We start from the raw sequence: 21,187 nt of genomic DNA, 5'->3' as shown, positions 1-21,187 counted from the left end.
GTTTAGCCTTTCATCGCCTGTGCGAAGCTATTGAGACGGGTACGGATGCTGCCGTCGATCAGCTGGCTGCCCAGCTGGACGACGAGACCGCCGAGAATGGCGGGGTCGACGGTCGTCGCGACGGTGACGTCGCGCCCGACACGGGATTTGAGGTTGGCGGTCAGCGCTTTCAGCTGGTCGGCCGAAAGCGGATGCGCGCTGGTGACCTTGGCGGTCACTTCGCCGCGGTGGTCGGCGACGATCGCGGCGAAGGCGTCGATCATCTTGGGCAGATCGGCCAGGCGGCGATTCTCGGCAAGCACGCCAAGGAACTTGCCGGTCAGCGAATCGAGTTTCATCGCCTTGGCGACCGCACCCACCGCGTTGGCGGCATCGCCGCGGCTGACGACGGGGCTGGCGACGAGCGCCGCAAGGTCGGTCGATTCGGTCAGGCCCGAACGCAGCGTCGCCAGGCTCTTGGCGACCGCATCGATCTGGCCCGATTCGCGTGCCAGATCGAACAGCGCGACCGCATAACGGCCCGCGAGGCCCGCCGTGATGTTGCCCTGAATGCCGCCGGAATTCTCCACGCGCGAAAGTCCTTTTCTACGATCCCGTGGGGGATGGGTCGCGCGATTTTATGGGATATTCGACGAATGCCCCCCGCGCGAAGTCGCGGCGCGCCTAGCAACGATTTTGCTGCAATGCAAGGCGGGGGTTGGACTCGCTTTCCTCCTTATCTCCACCGCTCGCCCTGAGCTTGTCGAAGGGGCGTTCTTTCTTCACAAGCGACCCTGCAAAAAATGGATGATGGGAGAGGGCGATGGGCGAGATGATCCGGATGACGATGGACGATGGCGCCGAGATCGCCGTCTATCATGCCCAGCCCGAGGGCGAGCGGCGCGGCGGGCTGGTCCTGGTGCAGGAAATCTTCGGGGTCACCGACCATATCCGCGAGCTGTGCGACGAATATGCCGCCGACGGCTATGAGGTGCTGAGCCCGGCGCTGTTCGATCGCGAGCATCCGGGATTCGAAAGCGACTATTCGGGGCCGCAGTTCGAGCGTGCGGTGCAGCTGGCGCGCGAGCTGCACCCGTTCGAGCAGAGCCTGAAGGATGCGCAGACCTGCATCGACGCGCTGAAACAAAAAGGCGCCGTCTTCATCACCGGCTATTGCTATGGCGGCTCGGTCGCGTGGCGGATGGCGCAGATCAACCCCGATCTGGCGGCGGCATCGGCCTATTATGGCAGCTTGGTTCCAACGCAGTTCAGCGGTGAGGCGCCCCGCTGCGCCGCGATCGCCCATTTCGGCCGCTTCGACGGCGGCATTCCGATGGAGGGTGTCGAGGCGCTGATCGCGAAGGATCATCCGACCGCGCAGGTCTTCGTCTATGAAGCGGGTCACGGCTTCAACAGCGACCGGCGCAAGGATTATCACGAACCGAGCGCAACCCAAGCGCGCGAACGCACGCTGATGCTGTTCAGGGCTTGCGGGGGGGTAATCCGGCTGGCGTCAGCCGCCGGTTGAACCCGCCGGCACAGCGGCCGCGGCGGTCGTTTTCTGGCACCGGTAGACGAGCCGTTCGTTGGGGCTCGGCGGCAGCGCGCTGCGGATCGCTTCCTGCTGCGTCGCGAGCGCCGACAGCACGCCCGCGTCGGCGGTGCAGCCCTTGAGCGTCGTGCCCGACCGGATTTCGCGCGCTTTCGCCATCGTCTCGGCATCGAGCAGATAGCGGTCGACGCGATATTCCGTCCCTGTCTGGTCGATCGACGCGATGGTGACCGTCGCTTCCTCGTTCGGCACCAGGATGCGCTGCCAGCGTCCGTCGGACCCTTGCGCATATTGGGTGCGGTCGTTGATGCAGCCGCCGCCGTGGATTTTCACCGGCACGTCGGTCGTTGCCGATACGGTCACGCGGCTGCGTTCGGGCTGGATTGTGCAGAGATATTGCCCTTCGGCCATTTTCGGCGCCGCGCCGCCGGTCGCCGCGCCGGGGGCGGAGGCATCGGACAATTCGGCATGTGCGTCGGGGCGGGTGACGAACAGGATCGCTGCGCCGAGCACCAGCACCGCGCCGGCGCCGCCCGCGATCTTGGCGTTCCGCATATTCTTCTGGCTGGTGAACAGCAGGCTCGCCCCCGCCGCGAGAGCCCCGATGACGAACAATATCCCGGCGAGCGCGATGCGATTCTCGCGCGACGCGAGCGCGTCTTCCTGCGCGCGCGCCTGTTTGAGTTCGCGGTCGAGCTTCGCTGCCGCGTCCTTCGCGGCATTGGCTTCGGCGCTGGCGCGGCTTTCGGCGTCGAGCGCGGCGCGGTCGCGCGCATCGGCCTCGGCCATCGACAGGCAGGGGGTGCCGATGCCGGTATATTGCTGATCCGCGTCGGCAAGGAAGCGTGCGAGCTCGCGCGTCGAAATGGCAAAGGCAAAGGGCGAATCGCCGTCATCGGCGCGGGTGATCGCAGTGTTGATGCCCACGATACGCCCGCATCCGTCGACCAAAGGCCCGCCCGAATTGCCGCGCGAGATCTTGGCGGTGTGGACCAGCATCGCGACCCCGTCGACCGCCTGCGTGTTCGACAGATTGCCCTCGCTGCGCACCGGGGTGCGCGGGGTGATATAATCCGACGCGCTGCGCGCGGTCGCCAGGTCGACATTGCCCGGATAGCCCAGCGCGACGACGTCGGCGCCCGAATCGATCGGGCCGGTATAGATGGCGGCGGCGGGCAGCCGGCCCTCGGTAATCTCGATCAACGCCAGGTCGCGCGCGGTATCGATCGCGATCAGCTTGCCCGCATAGCTTTTCTGCCCTTCCGACGGAACGACGCCCAGCGCCACGTTGCCCGGATATTTGACCGCCGATTCGACGACATGCGCGTTGGTGACGATGCGCGTCGGCGAGATCGCGATGCCGCTGCCGTGGCCGAAGCCGACGACTTCGCCATCGACCATCGCGACGGTGACGACGCGCACGACGCTGCGCGACGCCGCGCTGATGTCGTCGGCGGCGCGGGCCGGAAAGGTGAAGGCCAAGAGGGCGAGCAGCAGCGTGAGGAAGCGGGTCATGGCGCGCAGATTAGCCCGCCGTGAAGCGAAGGCAAGCGGAGCTAGATATACGGACCCCACATCACCATCCACGCCCCGGCGCTGCCCGCGAGGATGATGAGGCCCGAGATGCCGAGCAGCAGCGCGGTGCCGTTCCGCGCCGCCGGAGTGTCGTGTGCGCCGGCGCGCAGATAAAGTTCGGCGAGGCCAAGCGGGAGCAGCGAGTTGGCGAAGGCGAGGAACAGGTCGAACGGCCCGTCCATCGCCTTGCCGATCCCGGCGCCGCCGGTCGCGAGACCCCACGCCATATAGCCGACGCGCATGAACCACACCGCGCTGGCGACCGCGAACAGGCGAATCGCCCAGCGCCGGTGATCGGCGAAGCGGCGTGCGCGTGCTGCGCGCCATGCCATCGCGGCAAAGCCGAGGATCAGCAGCGCGTCGAGCGTGATGCCGATCGCTCCGATATAGTTCAGCCACGTCCCGCGGCCCCACGTCATCCACAGCCCGCCGAGCGCGAGCGCCAGCGCGCAGATCAGGTAGAGCCGGCCGTTCCAGCGATGGACTGCCGGCCAGCGGCCGCGGATCGCGGGGACGACCTGGACGAGACCGCCAAAGCTGATCACCGCTGCCATCAGTACATGGGCGGCGAAGAAGAGATTGCCCGCGCTATCGCCCGCGACATGGCCGGTGATCAGCGGCTTGTCGTTCCATGCCGCGAAATTGCCGGTCAGCGTCGGCGGATAATAGAAGAGCAGGATGAAGGCGGTGAAGAGCAATTGTCCCGCCGCGATGGCGAGAAAGCAGAAGGTCGCGCTGCGGGCGAGCCAGTCGCTGCGGCGCGCGCTGCGGGCAGGCGCGAAAGATCCATTGAGCGTCGCCATGGCGAATTCCCTGATTTGTGCGAAAACCCTGCGCCTTTCGCAAGGGTGAGTCAATGATATAATACAGTAATACAGATGCGGCGATGTTTGAGCGCAAGCGCCGGGACGCGCGCCGGATCAGGGCATGGCATATCTGTCCTCACAGTCAGGAAAGGATGGTCCGATGACCTATGTGATCGAGGGGCTTTGCCCCGATGATTTTGCCCCGCTTTTCGAATATGACGACGCCGCGCTCGCCGCGATCAACGCCCGCCGCGTCACCGCCGCCGCCGATCGCGGCTATCCGTGCCGCATCAGCCTGGAGGATGCGAAAGCGGGCGAGGAACTGATCCTGCTCCATCACATCAGCCACGACGTCGATACGCCGTACCGCAGCGCCTATGCCATTTATGTCCGGTCGGGGGTCGCGGCGGCGACCTATCATGACGAACTGCCGCCAGTGTTCGCAGGCCGCCCGTTTGCGCTGCGCGCGTTCGACGCCGACGGTATGCTGCAGGCCGCGCGGCTCGCGGGACCGGGCGAGGCCGATGGCGCGATCCGCGACCTGTTCGCCGGTCCCGGCATCGCCTATATCGATGCGCATAATGCCGCATACGGTTGTTTCGCGGCGCGGATCGAAAGGGATTCAGCCGAAAGGAGCGGGACATGAGCATCGACCTGATGACCGATGACGCACGCTGGACGGCCGTGCTCCGCCGCGACCGGGCGCTCGACGGGCGCTTCGTCACCGGGGTGCTGACGACCGGCATCTACTGCCGCCCGAGCTGCGCCGCGCGCCATCCGAAGCGGGCGAATGTCCGTTTCTTCGCAGACGGCGCGGCGGCGCGGGCCACTGGTTTGCGGCCGTGCAAGCGCTGCCTGCCCGATGATGTCGCACGCGACGAGGGCGCGGTGCTCGCCGCGATCGCCGCGATCAAGGAAAGTGAGGAACCGCTGGCGCTCGCCGACCTCGCGGGGCGCACCGGCTATTCGCCGACGCATTTCCAGCGCGTCTTCACCCGCCATACCGGCCTGTCGCCCGCCGCCTATGCGCGCGCGCTGCGCGACGAACGCGCGCGGCAGGCGCTGAGCGAGGGAAGCCGGGTCACCGACGCGATCTACGACGCGGGCTTTTCGGGGCCGTCGCGTTTCTACGAGAATATGGAAGGGCGCATGGGTATGACCGCGTCGGCGTGGGTGAATGGCGGCAAGGGGACGACGATCCACTGGGCGGTGGTGCCGACCAGCCTCGGCGACATGCTCGTCGCCGCAACCGAAAAAGGCGTGTGCCGGCTGAGCTTCGCCGAGGGCCGCGCGGCGCTGGAGGCGCGGTTTCCGGCGTCCGAACTGATCGAGGGCGGAGCTGAATTCGCGGCGTTGCTCAAGGAAGTCGTCGCGGCGGTCGAAGCGCCGGTGAACGGGTTCGACCATATCCCGATCGACGTGAAGGGCACCGCCTTTCAGGAAGCGGTGTGGCGCGAACTGCGCAGGATTCCGGCGGGCGAGACGCGCAGCTATGCCGATATCGCCGCCGCGGTCGGCAAGCCGGGGGCGGTGCGCGCGGCGGGCAGCGCGAACGGCGCGAACAATGTCGCGGTGCTCATCCCGTGCCACCGGGTGATCCGCAGCGACGGGTCGCTCGGCGGCTATGCCTATGGCCTGCCGATCAAGGAAGAATTGCTCAAGAGGGAGAGTTTTTGATGTCAGATAAAATTGCCGCGTTCCGGGCGCTGCACGTTCCGGGCAATCCGCTCATCCTCGTCAATATCTGGGACGCGGGCAGCGCCAGGGCCGTCGCTGCGGCGGGCGCGAAGGCGATCGCGACAGGAAGCTATGGCGTTGCGGGCGCCCAGGGGCGCGCCGACGGCGAGGATTTCCCGCTCGAGGATGTGTTCGAAAATCTCGCCCGCATCCTGTCGGTCACCGACCTGCCCGTTACCATCGACATGGAATCGGGCTATGGCGCCGACGCGGCGGCGGTCGGCGCCTCGGTCGGGCGCGCGAAAGCCGCGGGCGCGGCGGGGATCAATATGGAGGACCGGCTGCCCGGCGCAGGCGAATTATTGCCGCTCGCCGAAGCGGTCGCCCGTTATCGCGCCGCCGCCGACACCGGCATTTTCATCAACGCCCGCTGCGACACCTTCCGCGGACAGGATGCCGCGAAGGATGGCGACGCGCTCGTCGCCGCGACGCTCGAACGCGCGCGCGCCTATGCCGACGCGGGCGCCGGGTCGCTGTTCGTGCCCTTCCTGCTCGATCCGAAATATATCGGCGCGATCTGTGACGCCTCGCCGCTGCCGGTGAATATCCTGCGCGACAAGGGCGGGCCGACGCACCGGGAACTCGCGGCGCTGGGCGTCGGGCGGATCAGCCACGGGCACCAGTCGTGGGCGGGCGCCATGGCATGGCTGACGGCGCAGGCGCAGCAGGTGCTGGGCGGTGAAGAGCCCGATTATTGAGGCGGTGCATCAGTTGGCGGCGGTTTCCGATTCTTCGTCCGGCGTATCGGTTTTCAAGCGGTCGGCGTCTTTCCGCATCGCTTCGATCTGGTCGAGCAACGATTGCCCCCGCCCCCCGTCATGCGGGTCGAAGGCGATGCTTTGGACCAGTCTGATCGCTCCGTCGAAACGGCCCTGATTGGCCAGGGCGAACGCCTGACTGACGCGAATGGTCGTATTCTCGGGTTCGAGCGTGAAGGCTCTCCCCAGTCCCTGCAACGCAATTTGGGGCGGCGGCACGCCTTGATCGGCGAAGCTTTGATAATAGGCGTAGAGCGGGATCGGATCGTCTGGGTTGGTGCGGTTGGCGAGCGCGATCGGTTTGCGCACCGCACTCCATGCTTCGGCGCTATAATCGCCCTGCTTGTCCAGTTCGGCTGCAAGCAGTCGCCCGAGGAGGACGTTGGCGCGGATATGGTCGGGCTTCAGCATGATCGCCTTATCGACCGCCGCGCGCGCCGCGGCGACGTCGCGCTTGTCGTCGTCCATGCCCCATTCGGCCGCGGCGAGTTCGTACCAGACCTCGGCGTCGCCCGGTTGGGCGGCCGCCAGTTTTTGCAGCGCGAGGCGGACGCTGGCGGTCCGTTCGGGCGAGTATCGGGCACTCAGCCGCTCAAGGCGGAGCGGGATCAGCGCGTCTTCGGCGGCGGTAAGCGGGGCTATCGTGATCGCGCCCTCGATCTGCATTGGCTCGTGAAGCGCGACATAGGACAGCGGTTCATTGATATAGCGGTTGAGGTCCTTGTCGAGCTGACCCAAGTCGCCAAAAGCCTTGGGCGCTGCCTCGATGGCGTCCTCGCCGCGATTGATCGCCTCCATATAGGCGAGCAGCTGACCTTTTCGTTTCGGGTCGTTGTAAAGCATGTGGGTCAGCAGCCACGATCGCCCATAATAGACATCGGCCATGCCGCTGCCGCGCACCGCGTCGGGGCGTTGGGTTATCAATTGCTCGACCGGAATCTTCGGCATCGCGAGCAAGCCAAAGGCGCGGCGGTGGACAGGCTTGCCGATCGACGCTTTGCCTTCGCTCGTGAAATCGACCGTCGACAGATATTCGGCGAAGCCTTCGACGAACCAAGCCGGGTGGGCGGCCGGGACAAAGCGCTTCATGAAGTGATGGGCATATTCGTGGAATAATGTCTGCTGCGCCAGCGGGGTGCCACGCCCTTCGTCATTTTCGCGGTTCGATACGGCGAAGGCGCCGTTGGGCGTTGCAAGATAGAAGCCCGCGATCGACGACCCTCTCTTCCCCGACGCGAGCCGCCCGGCCTCGTCGGCGTGTGCGACGAGGTAGATAGCCAGCCGGTTAGGCTCAAACCCGTCAGGGACGTTGAAGCGATGGCGCAGCGTCGCGTCGAACCGCTGCAGATTCTCGGCAAAGCTGCGCAGCGATTTTTCGCTACCCTCGCTGTAGATGATAAAATTATTGGTATCGGCGCGCAGCCAGCGGGCGCTGGCGGGCGTCGCCAGCGCCATGGTGAACAGGACGGCAAGCGCCGCCGCGATCCCGTGTCGCATAATGTCCCCCTATTGGCTGGCGCCGCCCCGGCGTCAGCCCTTCTTCTTGCCCGCGGCCGCGTCCTTCTGGTCCTGGAATATCTCCGCGATCTTCCCCCGCGCCTCGTTGATTTTATCCTGATCGATGAACTCGACCGTCGCGAGGATCTTGTTTTCCTTGTCGCCGGCATGCGCATCGAAGGCGATCGGCGACAGCACGTCGCGGGCGAGCTTGCCCTTGTTCTCGTTCAGAAGCTGCCGGGCGAGGACCAGACGGTACCCCGGATCATAGGATGCATAGTCCCAGGCATCCTCCAGCATGATCAACGCCTCTTCGGGGATCGGCCCGCCGGCCTCGGAATAGGACATGTAAAGCCCGATCATCGGGCGCGGGTCCTTGAGGTCGAGCGTGTGCGCCTTGGTGAACCAGGGCCGCGCCGCGGCATATTGCGCCTTGTCGGTTTCGCCGCGTGCCATATGCACCGCGCCCATCATGAAATGCGCGGGCGACGAGGTGGGCGCGATCGCGATCGCGCGCTTCGCGGCGGTTTCGGCGGCGTCGAAATTCTTGGCATCAAGCTGGGCCTCGGCGACGACCAGTTGCGCGAACAGGCTGTCGGGATTGGCGCTATCCTTGCCCGCAACGTCGCGGGCGACGTCCTTGGCCTGTTTCGGATTAACGCCAACCTGCGACCGGATATAGGGCGGCATCAGGCTTTCCTCGACCGCCGTCAGCTGGCGCGTCGTCACAACGGGTTCGACATAGGCCGGCGGCTTGATGTCATATCCGGGGAAAGGCCCGTTTTTATATTTGCGCAGTTCGGCCTGCAGCTTGTCGAGATCACCGAAGACGCGCTTCGCGGCCTCAAGGCTGTCCTCACCCTTGTTGAGCGCGGTCAGATAGGCGGGCAACTGGCCTTTGCGCGCTTCGCTGAAGTTCAGATAGTGCGACAGCAGCCAGCCGACCGAATAGGACTGCATCAGTTCCATCCCCTTCAGCTTGACCTTGTGATCGAACAAACGCGACAGGCGCGTGTCGGGCAGCACCCGCAGTGCCTCGCCGCGCGCTTGCGGCACATTACCGAGGTGGAAACTGCCATCGTCCCGCAGTTCGATCGTGCCATAGACTTCGGCAAAGCCTTCGGAATACCAATGGGGATAGGCGGTGCTGAAATTGGTCAGCATGAAATGGTGCGTATATTCGTGGAACAGCACGCGCTGCGTATCGAGCTGGATTTCGTTCAAGGTGCGGACACCCACGCCATCGCGGCGCTTGTTACGCGCTGGAACAAAGGCGACGGTGCCGCCCGCCCGTCCGATATAAAAGCCGTAAATGCCCGATTCGGGCGCGCCGGCGAGCGCGGCGATATCGTCGGTATCGCCGCTGCGAAACACCTTGACCTTGTTCGCTACGCCCATGTCGGGGCCCGGTACGGGCCGTCCCTGCAGATAGCGCAGCGCATTGTCATAACGTTCGAGCAGGCGCGCGAATTGCTCGGCGTCCGCCTTCTTGCTTTCCGAATAGACGATGAAATGCGACGTTTCGGCCTGCCACCATTCGGCGCGCGCGCTCGCGCTGATCGAAAGGGCCGCCAAAGCCACGCCAGCGCTGATCGCGCGCATCATCCTGCGAATGTCCACCTGTTGCCTCCACCCACTTAAGCCCCGGTAATGGACCGATGATTAACAGGAAAATTGGCCGAATCCAGTTCGCTTTGCGCGGGCGCGGTCAGACGAAGCTGTAGGGGTCGATATCGATCGCCAGCCGCGCTTTCGACGGCCAGTCGACGCTGCTCACCCAATCGCGGATCGTCCCCTGCAGATCGAAGCTGCGCGGGGCGTGGAGCAGCAGGCGGAAGCGGTGGCGGCCGCGCAGCATCGCCAAGGGGGCAGGAGCGGGGCCATAGACCGCGAGGCCCTCGGCGACCGGCGCCTTTTGTCCCAGCCGCTGCGCCTGTCCGCGCGCGACCTCGATATCCTCGGACGAGATGACCAGCGCGGCGAAGCGGCCATAGGGCGGCGCGCCGGCGAATTTGCGCGCCGCCGCCTCGGCCGCATAGAAACCGTCGCGGTCGTTGGCGACGAGTGCCGCCATCACCGGCGCCTCTGGAACGCGCGTCTGGATCAGCACCGCGCCGGGCTTGACCCCGCGCCCGGCGCGCCCCGCGACCTGGGCGATCTGCTGAAAGGTGCGCTCGGAGGCCCGCAGGTCGCCGCCGTCGAGCCCCAGGTCGGCATCGACGACGCCGACGAGCGTCAGGTTGGGGAAATGATAGCCCTTGGTGACGAGCTGCGTCCCGATGATGATGTCGACCAGCCCGCCCTCGACATTATCGACGAACTCGGCCGCTTTCGCCGGCGACCAGAGCGTGTCGGAGGTGACGATCGCGACCCTCGCCTCGGGAAAGCGCAAGCTCACCTCGTCGGCGACGCGCTCGACGCCGGGTCCGCAGGCGACGAGGCTGTCCTCATCCTCGCATTCGGGGCACAGCCGCGGCGGCGGCATGACATGGCCGCAATGGTGGCAGGCGAGCCGGTGGACCAGCCGATGCTCGACCATCCATGCGGTGCAGTTCGGGCACTGGATGCGGTGGCCGCACGTCCGGCACAGGGTCAGCGGCGCGAAGCCGCGGCGGTTGAGGAATAGCAGGCTCTGCTCGCCCTTTTGCAACCGGTCGGCGAGCGCCTCGACCAGCGGCGGGGCGAGCCAGCGGCCGCGGTCGGGCGGGTCGGCGCGCATGTCGATCGCCGCGAGGTCGGGCAGGGTCGCGCCGCCGAAGCGCGCGGGCAGGACGATGTGGCGGTAACGCCCCGCCTCGACCATCGCGAGGCTTTCGAGCGCCGGGGTGGCGCTCGCGAGCACGACGGGCAGTCCTTCGAAATGCCCGCGCATCACCGCGACGTCGCGCGCGTGATAATGGACGCCGTCCTCCTGCTTGAAGCTCGTCTCATGCGCTTCGTCGACGATGATGACGCCCAGCCTGGCATAGGGCAGGAACAGCGCCGAACGCGCGCCGACGACGATCTTCGCTTCGCCGCTCGCGATGGCGTGCCACGCCCGGCGGCGCTCGGTCGAGCGCAGCCCCGAATGCCAGGCGACGGGCTCGCAGCCGAAGCGCGCGGCGAAGCGCGTCAGCATCGGTTCGGTGAGCGCGATTTCGGGGAGCAGCACCAGCGCCTGGCTGCCCGCGTCGATCGCGGCGGCGATCGCTTCCATATAGACTTCGGTCTTGCCCGACCCGGTGACCCCGTCGAGCAGCAAGGTGTCGAATTTCGCGGCCGCCACCGCATCCTTGAGCTGCGCCGCCGCCGCGGTCTGTTCGTCCGACAGGGCGGGCGGGGCGAAGCCGCTGTCGGGTGCGGGATAGGGCTGGTCGGCCGAAATGGTGACCGCCTCGAGCGCGCCGCTGTTCACCAGCCCGCGGATCACCGCCTCGCTGACCTCTGCAAGCGCAGCGAGTTCGCGCACCATGCCCTGCCGCTCGCCGATCTTTTCGAGCGCCACGATGCGCTGCGCGGTCATCCGCTGGGGAACCTCGCCCGTGGCGCGATATTCGACGATCGGGCGCCGCGCGTCGGCAAAGGCGACCCCCGGCAGCACCATCCGCAGCACCGCGCCGGGCGGCGCGAGATAATAGTCGCTCGTCCATTCGACGAGGCGGCGCAGCGGCGCCGCGACCGGCCGGACGGCGACGACTTCGTAGAGATTGCGTAGGCGATTGTCGCCGACCGCCTCCGGCGCGCCGAAGCTTGCATCCTCCCACACGACCCCGCCGAGCCGCCGTGGTCCGAGCGGCGCGATCACGACGCTGCCGAGCACGGCCTCGCTTTCGCGCGGAACGCGATAGTCGAGCGGGCCGAGGGCCGCCGTGAGGAGAAGAACGCGGGCGCGGGTCATGGACTGGGCAGGATATAGGGCGGCGGGTAAAATAGGAAAGCGCGGCTGACAGAAACCGTCGCCCCCGCGAAGGCGGGGGCCGCTATCGGCCTGACGCAACATCTCCAGCGGCCCCCGCCTTCGCGGGGGCGACGGTTAAGTCGCCGCGAACGCCGCCTTCTTCACCACCCGCTTCGCCGGCTTCGGCCGCTTGAACCAGAAGCTCCACACCGCAAGGCTGCCGAGCATCGTCATCGCCAGCCCCGAAACCGTCAGCGCGATTCGCCATGCCCAGCCGCCGACCTTCGACGCATGGATCGGGAAGGCCATGTTGAACGCCTGCGCGCCGGGCGCTAGCTTCAGCGCATCGCGCGCGCCGAGCAGTTCGCCGGTCGCCGCATCGAACGCCAGCGTCGTGCGGCCGTTGGGCAGCCATTCGGCGGGCTGCTTCATGCGGATATTGATCGGGTCGCCGGGCTTGCGCGGCAGGCTGAGAATACGGAATTCGGCATCGGGAAAGCGCCGCCGCGCCTCGGTCAGCATCGCGGTATAATCGGGCTTATCGGTGAGTGGGCCGCCCTTATATTTCGGCGGATCGAGCGCCTTCGCGGTCTCGGCGACCGGGCCGAACGGTGCGACCATCCCCAGCGCAAAGGGCCGGAAGATCATCATCGTCCCGGTGACGACCGACAGCAGCAGCAGCGGCGCCGCGACGATACCCAGATCGCGGTGGTGCATGACGATCGCCGGGCGGCTCATCCGCTTGGGCCACAGGCGCAGCTGGAAGGTCCGCCGCGTCCGCCACCACAGGATGACGCCTGAAATCACGAAGAACAGCCCGCACAGCCCAGCAATGCCGATCACCCATTCGCCGCTGTCGCCGGCAAACAGATGGTGGTGGAAATCGAAAATCCAGAGCTCGGGCCGTTCCCTCTGGCTGACCCAGCGCGTCACCAGCTCGCCCGACTGGTTCGCATAGGCCCCTGCACCCTCTCCGAAGCGCAGCTGGTGCAGTCCGAACCGGTCGTCGGCATAGATGATGCCCTGCGCGCCGGGCAGCACCATCAGCCTTTCGGTCGTCGCGGCGACGGTGGAAAGGTCGCCGCGCAGCGGGTCGCCGGTGCCCGGCACAGCGATCCACAGATGCTCGTAGAGCAGGATCGTGCCCGACAGGCCGAGCAGCGCGAGCACAAGGCCGATCAGGCCCCCCGTCCAGCGGTGCAGCGTGTCGAGCAGCTTCATCATGTCAGAAACGCCCCCTTAGAACCTGTAGTCCCAACCGAGCGTGACCGTCCGTCCGCGTCCGGTAAAGAAGCGGGCATTGTCGGTCGCGGCGACGGTCGAGCGGATCGTCTGGCTGTTATAGGTGACATAGTCGACATCGAAGAGGTTGGAGGCCGCAAGCGTGATCCCGCCCAGGCGTGGCAGCTCATAACGCAGCACGGCGTCGGTCAGCGTGTAGCCGGAAAAAGCGGTGTTGGCCGGCGCGCCATCGAATCTGCGGTCGAGATAGAGGCCCGCCTGCACGCGCGCGGATACCGGCCCGCTGTTGTAGCTGGCCCAGAGATTGACCCGGTCGGGCGAAATATTCGCGCCGTCGAGGTCGATATCGACCTTGTCGTCCTTGTTGCTGTCCGTGCGGCCGGACAGATGGGCATAGCCGGTACCAAGCTTCAGCCCGTCCACCGGAAGCTCGACCGCCAGATTGATTTCGAAACCTTGGATTTCGATGCGCTGGCGCTGGACATCATAGACGCCGGCGCTGTTCATGACCAACAGCCCGCCATCTTTTGACGTGGACCAGAAATAGGAAGCGCTGGCATCCAGGGGCCCGCGCTTGATTTCGATGCCAAGCTCGCGATTGTTGGAAATAACCGGGGTGACGTTGACTTCGTCGATGCGGAAATTCGGCTGGGTCCTGCCATTGACCGACCGCAGGATGCGGCCGACATCGGCAATCGAATAGCCTTCGGCATAGCTGGCATAGGCCCGGATGCCTTGCATAGGCTCGATAATTACGCCGCCATTGATCAGCAGATCGTCAAAATTGCGGGTGCCGCCGGTGACCCGCGCCGAATTATAGGAGGCCAGCGTCACATAATCATCGACCTTGAGCTGGCCATTTTCCCAGCGCGCGCCGCCCGCAACGCGCAGGATGCCGTCAAACAGTTTCAGATTGGCCTGGCCGAAGGGAGCGAGCGTACGGAAGGTGGTGGGCGGGACCCAATAGCGCCCGGTCGCGATCATCTCCTGCTGGGTCTTGTCCCACATCGAGTCGAAGCCGAGCGTGATGTTGAGCGCGTCGAAAAATTGCCGTTCATAGCTGACGCGCGCGCCCAGCTTGCGCGAGCGGTTTGCCGACTGGTCGAATAATGTGCCGACGGGTGCGATGTTGGCGTCCTGAAAGGTTGCGCTCACATCGCCGCCGAAAATATCGCGCGACCGGTTGAAAAAGGCCTGGAAGATCAGATTGCCGCCGCCGAGATCGGTATCGGTCAGCGTCAGATTGACGGTCTCGACGCGGTTGGAGGCCATCTCGCCTTCCATTTCGCCACGCTTCGAGCTGGTGGGAAGACCCGTCGACCGATTGCCCGCGACCTGCACCCAGTCGCCATTGCCCTCCAGGTTGAAACGCGTCGCGAACAGTTCGAGACGCGCGGTCGATGACAGATCATAACCCAGTCGCGCAAAGAAGCTGAGGCTCTTGCTGTCCTGCACATCGCCCTGCGTATTGTCGATGCCGACGCGGCGGCCCGCGCCATCATAATAGAGGCCGCGCGTTTCATAGGCGACGCCGCCGGTCGCATCGAACGCGCCCTGGCGATAGGCGATCAGTCCGCCGAGCTTGCCGCCAAAGCTGTTGTTTTCAAAATTGCCCGTCGATCCTTGCACCAGCACGCGGCCGGAGAGGCCGTCTTCGCGCGGCGCCTTGATCACCACCTGATTGACCACGCCGCCGGTCGCGCCGATCCCCTGCAAGGCATTCGATCCATAGATCAACTCGACGCGATCGAGGAAAAAGGGATCGATCGTATAGCCGTCGCGCGATCCGTCGCGGATCGGGGTCGATTGCGGGATGCCGTTGATCGCATAGAGCGGCGAGCGGCCGCGCAGCGTTTCGCCCGAGCCCGAGAGTTTCTGGCGCGTCGGCGAGAAGCTGGGGGTCAGGTTCGCGACCGCATCGATGACCGAGCCAGCGACCGCAACCTGTTGATCCAGACTGTCCTTGGAAATGACATCGATCGTCAGCGGCAACGCGTTCGGGGGCAGGATCGTCCGCGCGGCGGTGACGACAATGCCGTCGTCCTGCGCGGCGCTGTCATCGACGGGCGCGATGTCCTGCGCGAAGGCGGGGAAGGGAAGCGCGCCCGAAAGCAGCGCGGCGACGAGCCATTTGCGATTCATTATCAACTCCTGTTGCGGAGCGGGCGCTAGTGCGACACATTTGCAAAGGCAAGGATTTTCGTCGTTTCCGCGAGGCGGCGGCGGGCTGCTAACGCCGATTGCAGACCTATCCATCATCGTCACCCCGGACTTGATCCGGGGTCCCGCTTGACGTCGAAAGCTGCTGCTGCCCAAAAAAGCGGGATCCCGGGTCAAGCCCGGGATGACGAGGGAATTGAGAAACGACCAAGGTTTGACGTTGCGACTATCTTTGTCATTCCCGCGAAAGCGGGGACTTAGAGCGTGCGTCAGCTGGCCCATCCCTGGGTTCCCGCTTTCGCGGGAATGACAAAGGTTCGTAACGACGACTGCTCCCCACCCCAAACCGCCATCGCCTTGCGAGGGGGTGACGCCGCTCCCCAAACCGCGCTATCAGCCGGCGCATGCGCGAAAAGGAACTGCGTTTTGCCCTGATTTGCTACGGCGGCATCAGCCTTGCCGTTTATATGCACGGCATTACCAAGGAGATATGGCGGCTCGCCGCCGCGTCGCGGGCGTTTCACGATGGCGGCGAGCTGGCGGGACCGGCGGCGGTCTATCGCGACCTGCTGGGCGCGATCGCGGCGGGCAGCGGGGTGCGGCTGCGCGTGCTCGCCGATATCGTCGCGGGCGCGAGCGCGGGCGGGATCAACGGCATCTTCCTCGCCCGCGCGCTCGCCACCGGCCAGTCGCTCGATCCGCTGACCGAATTGTGGCTGGGCGATGCCGATGTCGATCATCTGCTCGACCCCGACGCGCGGCCGCTGTCGGCGGCGACCAAATTCTGGGCGGTGCCGCTCGCCGGCTGGGCGATGAAGCGGCGCGGCAATGTCATCGACCGCACGGTGGGTGAAGCCGCGCAGGACGAGGTGCGCGCCAAGCTGTCGCGTTTCGTCCGCGCGCGCTGGTTCGAACCGCCCTTCGGCGGCGAGACCTTCTCGAACCTGCTCATCGACGCCTTCGACGCGATGGACGCGGGGCCGAAGGGACCGGCGCTGGTGCCCGCGGGGCAGCCGGTCGACCTGTTCGTATCGGTCACCGATTTCGCCGGGCACAGCATGCCGCTCGCGCTCAACAGTCCGCCGCGGGTCACCGAGCAGGAGCATCGGCTGATCCTGCATTTCCGCCAGGACGGGCGGCGCGGCAAGGATCTGGGCGATATGCCGGGGCTCGCCGCGGCGGCGCGCGCGACCGCCAGTTTCCCGGGCGCCTTCCCGCCCTTCACGCTGCGCGAACTCGATACGGTGCTCGAAAAGCGCGGCATCGCCTGGCCGGAGCGCGACGCGTTCATCCGCACCCAGCTTCCGGCGGGCGGCGAGGGCGACCCCGCCGACCGGGTGCTGATCGACGGATCGGTGCTCGCCAACGCGCCCTTCCGTCCCGCGATCGCGGCGCTGAAACAGCGGCCGGCGCGGCGCGAAGTCGACCGGCGCTTCGTCTATATCGACCCCAAACCCGATTTTCGTTCGATCAGTTTCGGCAAGCGCGGCGAGGTGGCGGAAGGCGAGGACGTGCGGCTGCCGGGTTTCCTGCCGACGATCCTCGGCGCGCTTTCCGAAATCCCCCGCGAACAGCCGATCCGCGAGAATGTCGAGGCGATCGAGGGCATGTCGCGGCGCATCCGCCGCATGCAGCATATCGTCGATGCGATGAAGGTCGAGGTCGAGGAACAGGTCGCGGCGATGTTCGGCACGACCTTCTTCCTCGACGCGCCGACCCCGGCGCGGCTCGATAAATGGCGCGCCAAGGCGCAGGAACAGGCGGCGGCGCGCGCGGGCTTCGCTTATGCGCCCTATGGCCATCTGAAGCTGTCGGCGGTGATCGAGGAACTGGTTGGGATGGTCGACCGGCTGTCGCCGCCCGAAGGCAGCGTGCACCGCGCCAACCGGCGCCAGGCAATCTGGGACGAAGTGCGCGCGCGCGGGCTCGACCGCATTTCGGGCAAGAAGGGCGCGGGCGCCAGCGGCGATGCGATCGCCTTCTTCCGCACCCACGACCTCGGTTTTCGCATCCGCCGCCTGCGCTTCATGGCGCGCGAGCTCGATGCGGTGATCGCAGGCCGCAGCGAAGGGCGCGACACGGCGTGCGAGGAGATGCGCGGTGCGATCTTCACCGCGCTCGGCCTTTATCTCGAACGCGAGGGCGATAGCTGGATCGCCGATCTCGACGTGCCCGCCGACGCCGATCCCGGGCAATGGATCGACGCGATCGCGGCGCGGCGCGACCTGACCGCGGTCGACGGCGAGGCCGATACGCTGATCGCCGCGGCGCTGACCTCGCTGCCCAAGGACGACCGCCGCGTGCTGCTGCTCGCCTATCTCGGCTATCCCTTTTACGACATTGCGACCTTGCCCTTGCTGCAGGGCGAGGGGTTCGACGAGTTCGACCCGATCAAGATCGACCGCATCTCGCCCTCCGACGCGATCGCGATCCGCAGCGGCGGCGCGGCGGCGATGCTGAAGGGGATCGAATTCAACAGCTTCGGCGCCTTTTTCAGCCGCGCCTACCGCGAAAATGATTATCTTTGGGGTCGCCTCCATGGCGCCGACCGGCTGATCGACATCGTGGCGAGCAGCGTGACGGGCGAGGCCGCGCTCCCGGCGGAGGAGTTGAAGGCGATCAAGCGGCGCGCGTTCCATGCGATCCTCGACGAAGAGGAGGACAGGCTGCCGATGGTCAAGGCGCTGATCGCCGAACTGCGGGGCGAGATCGGATAATATCGGCGCGCTCGCCGCGCGGACGGGATCCGGCTTGCAACCCCGGTCATAATGTTGAAACTGCCGAAAAGTTCAAAAAGGGGTCGATGATATGCGTCTGCTTTCCGCCTTGCTTGTTTCCGCCGCGATGCTCGCCGCCGCGCCCGTCCACGCCAAACCTGCCGATGCCGAAACGGCGAAGAAGATATTGAAGGACAGCGTCGCGATCCCGACCGTCGAAGGACGCGGCAAGGTGCCCGAACTCGCCGCTTATTACGCCGGGGTGCTGAAGGCGGCGGGCTATGCCGACAGCGATATCGTCATCACGCCGATCGGCGAAACCGCGACCTTTGCCGCGACGCTTGCCGGTAGCGGCAAAGGGAAGCCGATCGTGCTGCTCGGCCATATGGACGTGGTCGAGGCCGACCCCAAGGACTGGGCGCGCGATCCGTTCGTTCCGGTCGAGGAAAACGGCTATATCTTCGGCCGCGGGTCGGAAGACAACAAGTTCGACGTCGCGATGATGGTCGCGGTGATGGCTGAGCTCAAGAAGGAGGGCTTCAAGCCGAAGCGCTCGATCATCCTGCTTCTGTCGGGCGACGAAGAGACATCGATGGTCACGACCCGCGCCCTGGCAGCGAAATATAAGGACGCCGAATTCGCCCTGAACGGCGATGGCGGCGGCGGGCTGATCGGCGAGGATGGCAAGCCCAAATATTACGGGCTGCAGGCGGGCGAAAAAACCTATGCCGACTATGTGCTCGAAGTGACCAATCCGGGCGGCCACAGTTCGCGCCCGTCGGACACCAATGCGATCGTCCAGCTGTCGAACGCGCTCGCGAAGGTTGGCGCCTATCGTTTTACGCCGCAGCAGAATGAACTGACCAGGGTCGGCATGCCGATCGTCGCCGACCAGGTCGGCGGCGATATCGGCGCCGCGCTCAAGGCCTTCGCCGCCAATCCGTCGGATGCGAAAGCGATCGCCGCGATCCGCGCCGACCCCGAATATGTCGGGCAGATCGGTACGACCTGCGTGCCGACGCTGGTCAAGGGCGGCCATGCCGAAAATGCGCTGCCCCAGCGCGCGACCGCGAACATCAATTGCCGCATCTTCCCCGGCGTCAGCATCGAGGCGGTGCGCGCCGAGCTGGAAAAGGTGATCGCCGATCCCGCCGTCAAGGTGAAGACCGACCCCGACGCGACCGCCAGCGACGCCTCGCCGCTGCGCCCCGACGTCGTCGCCGCGGTGACCAAGGCGGTGCATGCGCGCGCGCCCGGCCTGCCGATCATCCCGTCGATGAGCGCGGGCGCGACCGACAGCCTGCATTTCCGCGCCGTCGGGGTGCCGAGCTATGGCGTCGCAGGCCTGTTTTCGAAGGCGAGCGACAGCTACGCCCACGGCCTCGACGAACGCGCGCCGGTCGCGGCGATCGCTCCCGCGCTGGCGCATTGGGACAGCTTGCTGCGCGATTTGTCGAAATAGCGCAGACCCTGGACAGACTCTAGGCCGACAATCCGAACTCCGGCGCCGCGCGTAACCGTGCGGCGTCGCGCAGCGGCGGCAGGCCGAAGGCGCGGCTGTAGTCGCGGTTGAACTGGGAAGGGCTGTCATAGCCGACCTGGAAACCCGCGCTCGCGGCATCCATCGCCTCCGACACCATCAGCCGCCGCGCTTCGAGCAGCCGCAATCGGGTGCGATATTGCAGCGGGCTGAAGCGCGTGACCTTCTTGAAATGCTCGTGGAGGGACGACGGACTCATCCCCGCCAGCCCGGCCAGATGGCCGATGCTGAGCGTCCCGGCATAATTGTCCTTGATCCACGTCACCGCGCGGCTGACCTGATGCAGCCGCGTGTCGGCGGTCGCGATATGGCGCAGCATCGCGCCCTGCGATCCGGTTAGCAGCCGGTACAATATCTCGCGCTCGGCGAGCGGCGCCAGCGCGGCAATGTCGTCCGGCGTATCGAGCAGGCGGAGCAGGCGAAGCGCCGCGTCGAGGAGGCCCGCATCGGTATCGCCGACCGCGATCGACGGCGCATGGTCGCTACGCGGCACGCGGGCATCGTGCGCGAGCAGCAGTTCGCCGAGTACCGCAACGTCGAGGTCGAGCTTCAGGCACAGATAGGGATCGTCGGTGCTGGCATCGACGATCATGCCGCTCACCGGCAGGTCGACCGACACGACCAGAAACCGCGCGCTGTCATAGATGAAGCTCGCGTCGCCCAGCAGTACGCGCTTGCGGCCGCTGACCGCAAGGCACAGCGACGGTTCGTAGACGACCGGCATCGGGTGGCTTGGCTCGGAGCTACGGACAAGCGATACGCGCGGTAGCGCGCAAGGGTGAATCCCGTCCGTGGAACGATGGCGGAGTAATATGGAACGCATTTCCGATAATATCGTCATGGCGCCGGTTTTGCAGCGTCGCGATGTCCCGGCAAGCGTAAACCACATCGTTCGGAGGATCGTATAATCATTGCGGAGGCGCGTTCTACCGCTTCCGGTCGGCCCGGGTCCAAAAGCTGGTCACCGGACGGCGCAGGGCCGCCCGCTCTCGATGGAGACGATCATGAACATCACCGCCGATAAAGTCATCCTGATCACTGGCGCGAGCAGCGGTATCGGTGCCGCGACGGCGCGCGAACTCGCCGCCAGCGGCGCGAAGCTGCTGCTCGGGGCGCGCCGCACCGACCGGCTCGAAGCTCTCGCCGCCGAAATCGCCGCCGCGGGCGGCGCCGCCGACTATCGCGCGCTCGACGTGACCAGCCGCGACGACGTGCAGGCGTTTGTCGACCATGCCGTCGCCCGCTTCGGGCGCGTCGACGTGCTGGTCAACAATGCTGGGATCATGCCGCTGTCGCCGCTCGCCGCACTCGAAATGCAGAACTGGGACGCGATGATCGACGTCAATATCCGCGGCGTCCTCAACGGCATCGCGGCGGCGCTGCCCGGCTTCACCGCGCAGGGTTCGGGTCATTTCGTCAATGTCGCCTCGCTCGGCGCGCATTATGTCGTGCCGACCGGCGCGGTCTATTGCGCGACGAAGTTCGCGGTCTGGGCAATCACCGACGGCATCCGGCAGGAACATCGGGATGTCCGCGCAACGATCATCTCGCCCGGCGTCGTCGAATCGGAGCTTGGCCACGATATCACCGATCCGGACAGCGCCGCCGCGATGGCCGAATTCCGCAGCATCGCGATCACGCCCGACGCGATCGCCCGCGCGATCCGGTTCGCGGTCGAGCAGCCCGGTGATGTCGATGTCAGCGAGATCATCGTACGGCCGGTGAGGGGCAGCTTCTGAGCTTCGCG

16 protein-coding genes are annotated in these 21,187 nt (G+C 66.1%); 7 read left to right on the top strand and 9 right to left on the bottom strand.

The features are described 5' to 3' along the window. Window positions 1–2: 2 nt before the first annotated feature. On the bottom strand, window positions 3–569 hold the full coding sequence (locus FHR22_RS19100; protein WP_166945266.1) for a F0F1 ATP synthase subunit delta: 567 nt from the start codon (window positions 567–569) through the stop codon (window positions 3–5). A 233-nt stretch (window positions 570–802) separates the two neighbouring features. Here FHR22_RS19100 and FHR22_RS19095 point away from each other — a divergent pair, with 233 nt between their 5' ends. Continuing rightward, window positions 803–1,507: a dienelactone hydrolase family protein gene (locus tag FHR22_RS19095; protein ID WP_166945265.1), complete on the top strand. Its 705-nt coding sequence runs from the start codon at window positions 803–805 to the stop codon at window positions 1,505–1,507. Here the strand turns inward: FHR22_RS19095 and FHR22_RS19090 are convergent. After that, window positions 1,493–3,046, bottom strand: coding sequence for a S1C family serine protease (locus FHR22_RS19090; protein ID WP_166945264.1), 1,554 nt, complete (start codon window positions 3,044–3,046; stop codon window positions 1,493–1,495). The genes FHR22_RS19095 and FHR22_RS19090 overlap by 15 nt on opposite strands. Window positions 3,047–3,087: 41 nt before the next feature. Further along, the gene (locus tag FHR22_RS19085; protein ID WP_166945263.1) at window positions 3,088–3,909 is read right to left on the bottom strand and encodes a DUF2306 domain-containing protein; all 822 of its coding nucleotides are present in this window, start codon (window positions 3,907–3,909) and stop codon (window positions 3,088–3,090) included. A 163-nt stretch (window positions 3,910–4,072) separates the two neighbouring features. Between FHR22_RS19085 and FHR22_RS19080 the strand changes: the two genes are divergently transcribed. Genes FHR22_RS19080 through FHR22_RS19070 form a run of 3 tightly spaced genes read left to right on the top strand, consistent with a single transcriptional unit; the run spans window position 4,073 to window position 6,347 of the window. Then, window positions 4,073–4,558: a DUF1203 domain-containing protein gene (locus FHR22_RS19080; protein ID WP_166945262.1), complete on the top strand. Its 486-nt coding sequence runs from the start codon at window positions 4,073–4,075 to the stop codon at window positions 4,556–4,558. Next, window positions 4,555–5,589, top strand: coding sequence for a bifunctional DNA-binding transcriptional regulator/O6-methylguanine-DNA methyltransferase Ada (gene ada / locus FHR22_RS19075; protein ID WP_166945261.1), 1,035 nt, complete (start codon window positions 4,555–4,557; stop codon window positions 5,587–5,589). The genes FHR22_RS19080 and ada overlap by 4 nt, the downstream gene beginning before the upstream one ends. Then, on the top strand, window positions 5,589–6,347 hold the full coding sequence (locus tag FHR22_RS19070) for an isocitrate lyase/PEP mutase family protein (RefSeq protein ID WP_166945260.1): 759 nt from the start codon (window positions 5,589–5,591) through the stop codon (window positions 6,345–6,347). The genes ada and FHR22_RS19070 overlap by 1 nt, the downstream gene beginning before the upstream one ends. Before the next feature lie 9 nt (window positions 6,348–6,356). Here FHR22_RS19070 and FHR22_RS19065 read toward each other — a convergent pair whose 3' ends face one another. The 5 genes from FHR22_RS19065 to FHR22_RS19045 all read right to left on the bottom strand — a co-directional run bounded on the left by FHR22_RS19065 (window position 6,357) and on the right by FHR22_RS19045 (window position 15,165). Further along, window positions 6,357–7,904: a tetratricopeptide repeat protein gene (locus FHR22_RS19065; RefSeq protein WP_166945259.1), complete on the bottom strand. Its 1,548-nt coding sequence runs from the start codon at window positions 7,902–7,904 to the stop codon at window positions 6,357–6,359. A gap of 33 nt (window positions 7,905–7,937) precedes the next feature. Beyond that, complete coding sequence (locus FHR22_RS19060; RefSeq protein WP_166945258.1) at window positions 7,938–9,524, bottom strand: tetratricopeptide repeat protein; 1,587 nt, start codon at window positions 9,522–9,524, stop codon at window positions 7,938–7,940. A gap of 88 nt (window positions 9,525–9,612) precedes the next feature. Next, on the bottom strand, window positions 9,613–11,781 hold the full coding sequence (locus tag FHR22_RS19055) for a primosomal protein N' (RefSeq protein ID WP_166945257.1): 2,169 nt from the start codon (window positions 11,779–11,781) through the stop codon (window positions 9,613–9,615). 135 nt (window positions 11,782–11,916) lie between these two features. Then, window positions 11,917–13,002 carry a PepSY-associated TM helix domain-containing protein gene (locus FHR22_RS19050; RefSeq protein ID WP_166945345.1) on the bottom strand — a complete coding sequence of 362 codons (1,086 nt, stop codon included), beginning with the start codon at window positions 13,000–13,002 and terminating at the stop codon, window positions 11,917–11,919. A gap of 18 nt (window positions 13,003–13,020) precedes the next feature. Continuing rightward, window positions 13,021–15,165: a TonB-dependent receptor gene (locus tag FHR22_RS19045; RefSeq protein WP_166945256.1), complete on the bottom strand. Its 2,145-nt coding sequence runs from the start codon at window positions 15,163–15,165 to the stop codon at window positions 13,021–13,023. Window positions 15,166–15,587: 422 nt separating this feature from the next. Here FHR22_RS19045 and FHR22_RS19040 point away from each other — a divergent pair, with 422 nt between their 5' ends. Together FHR22_RS19040 and FHR22_RS19035 are read left to right on the top strand one after the other, a co-directional pair. Further along, a complete protein-coding gene (locus FHR22_RS19040) occupies window positions 15,588–17,900 on the top strand; it encodes a patatin-like protein (RefSeq protein WP_166945255.1) in 2,313 nt (770 codons plus the stop codon). Window positions 17,901–17,991: 91 nt separating this feature from the next. Further along, on the top strand, window positions 17,992–19,362 hold the full coding sequence (locus tag FHR22_RS19035; protein WP_166945254.1) for a M20/M25/M40 family metallo-hydrolase: 1,371 nt from the start codon (window positions 17,992–17,994) through the stop codon (window positions 19,360–19,362). 19 nt (window positions 19,363–19,381) lie between these two features. On the opposite strand, the gene FHR22_RS19030 is transcribed toward FHR22_RS19035, so the two are convergent. Then, window positions 19,382–20,263, bottom strand: coding sequence for an AraC family transcriptional regulator (locus FHR22_RS19030; protein WP_341786927.1), 882 nt, complete (start codon window positions 20,261–20,263; stop codon window positions 19,382–19,384). A 181-nt stretch (window positions 20,264–20,444) separates the two neighbouring features. Between FHR22_RS19030 and FHR22_RS19025 the strand changes: the two genes are divergently transcribed. Beyond that, entirely contained in the window at window positions 20,445–21,179 is a 735-nt protein-coding gene (locus FHR22_RS19025; RefSeq protein WP_166945252.1) for an SDR family oxidoreductase, read from the top strand. Window positions 21,180–21,187: the final 8 nt, after the last annotated feature.

Origin of the sequence: Sphingopyxis panaciterrae (assembly GCF_011762125.1) — a bacterium.
Classification (GTDB): Bacteria; Pseudomonadota; Alphaproteobacteria; order Sphingomonadales; family Sphingomonadaceae; genus Sphingopyxis; species Sphingopyxis panaciterrae.
Note: the sequence above shows the minus strand (reverse complement) of the source record. Positions and strands in the feature narration are given on the sequence as shown.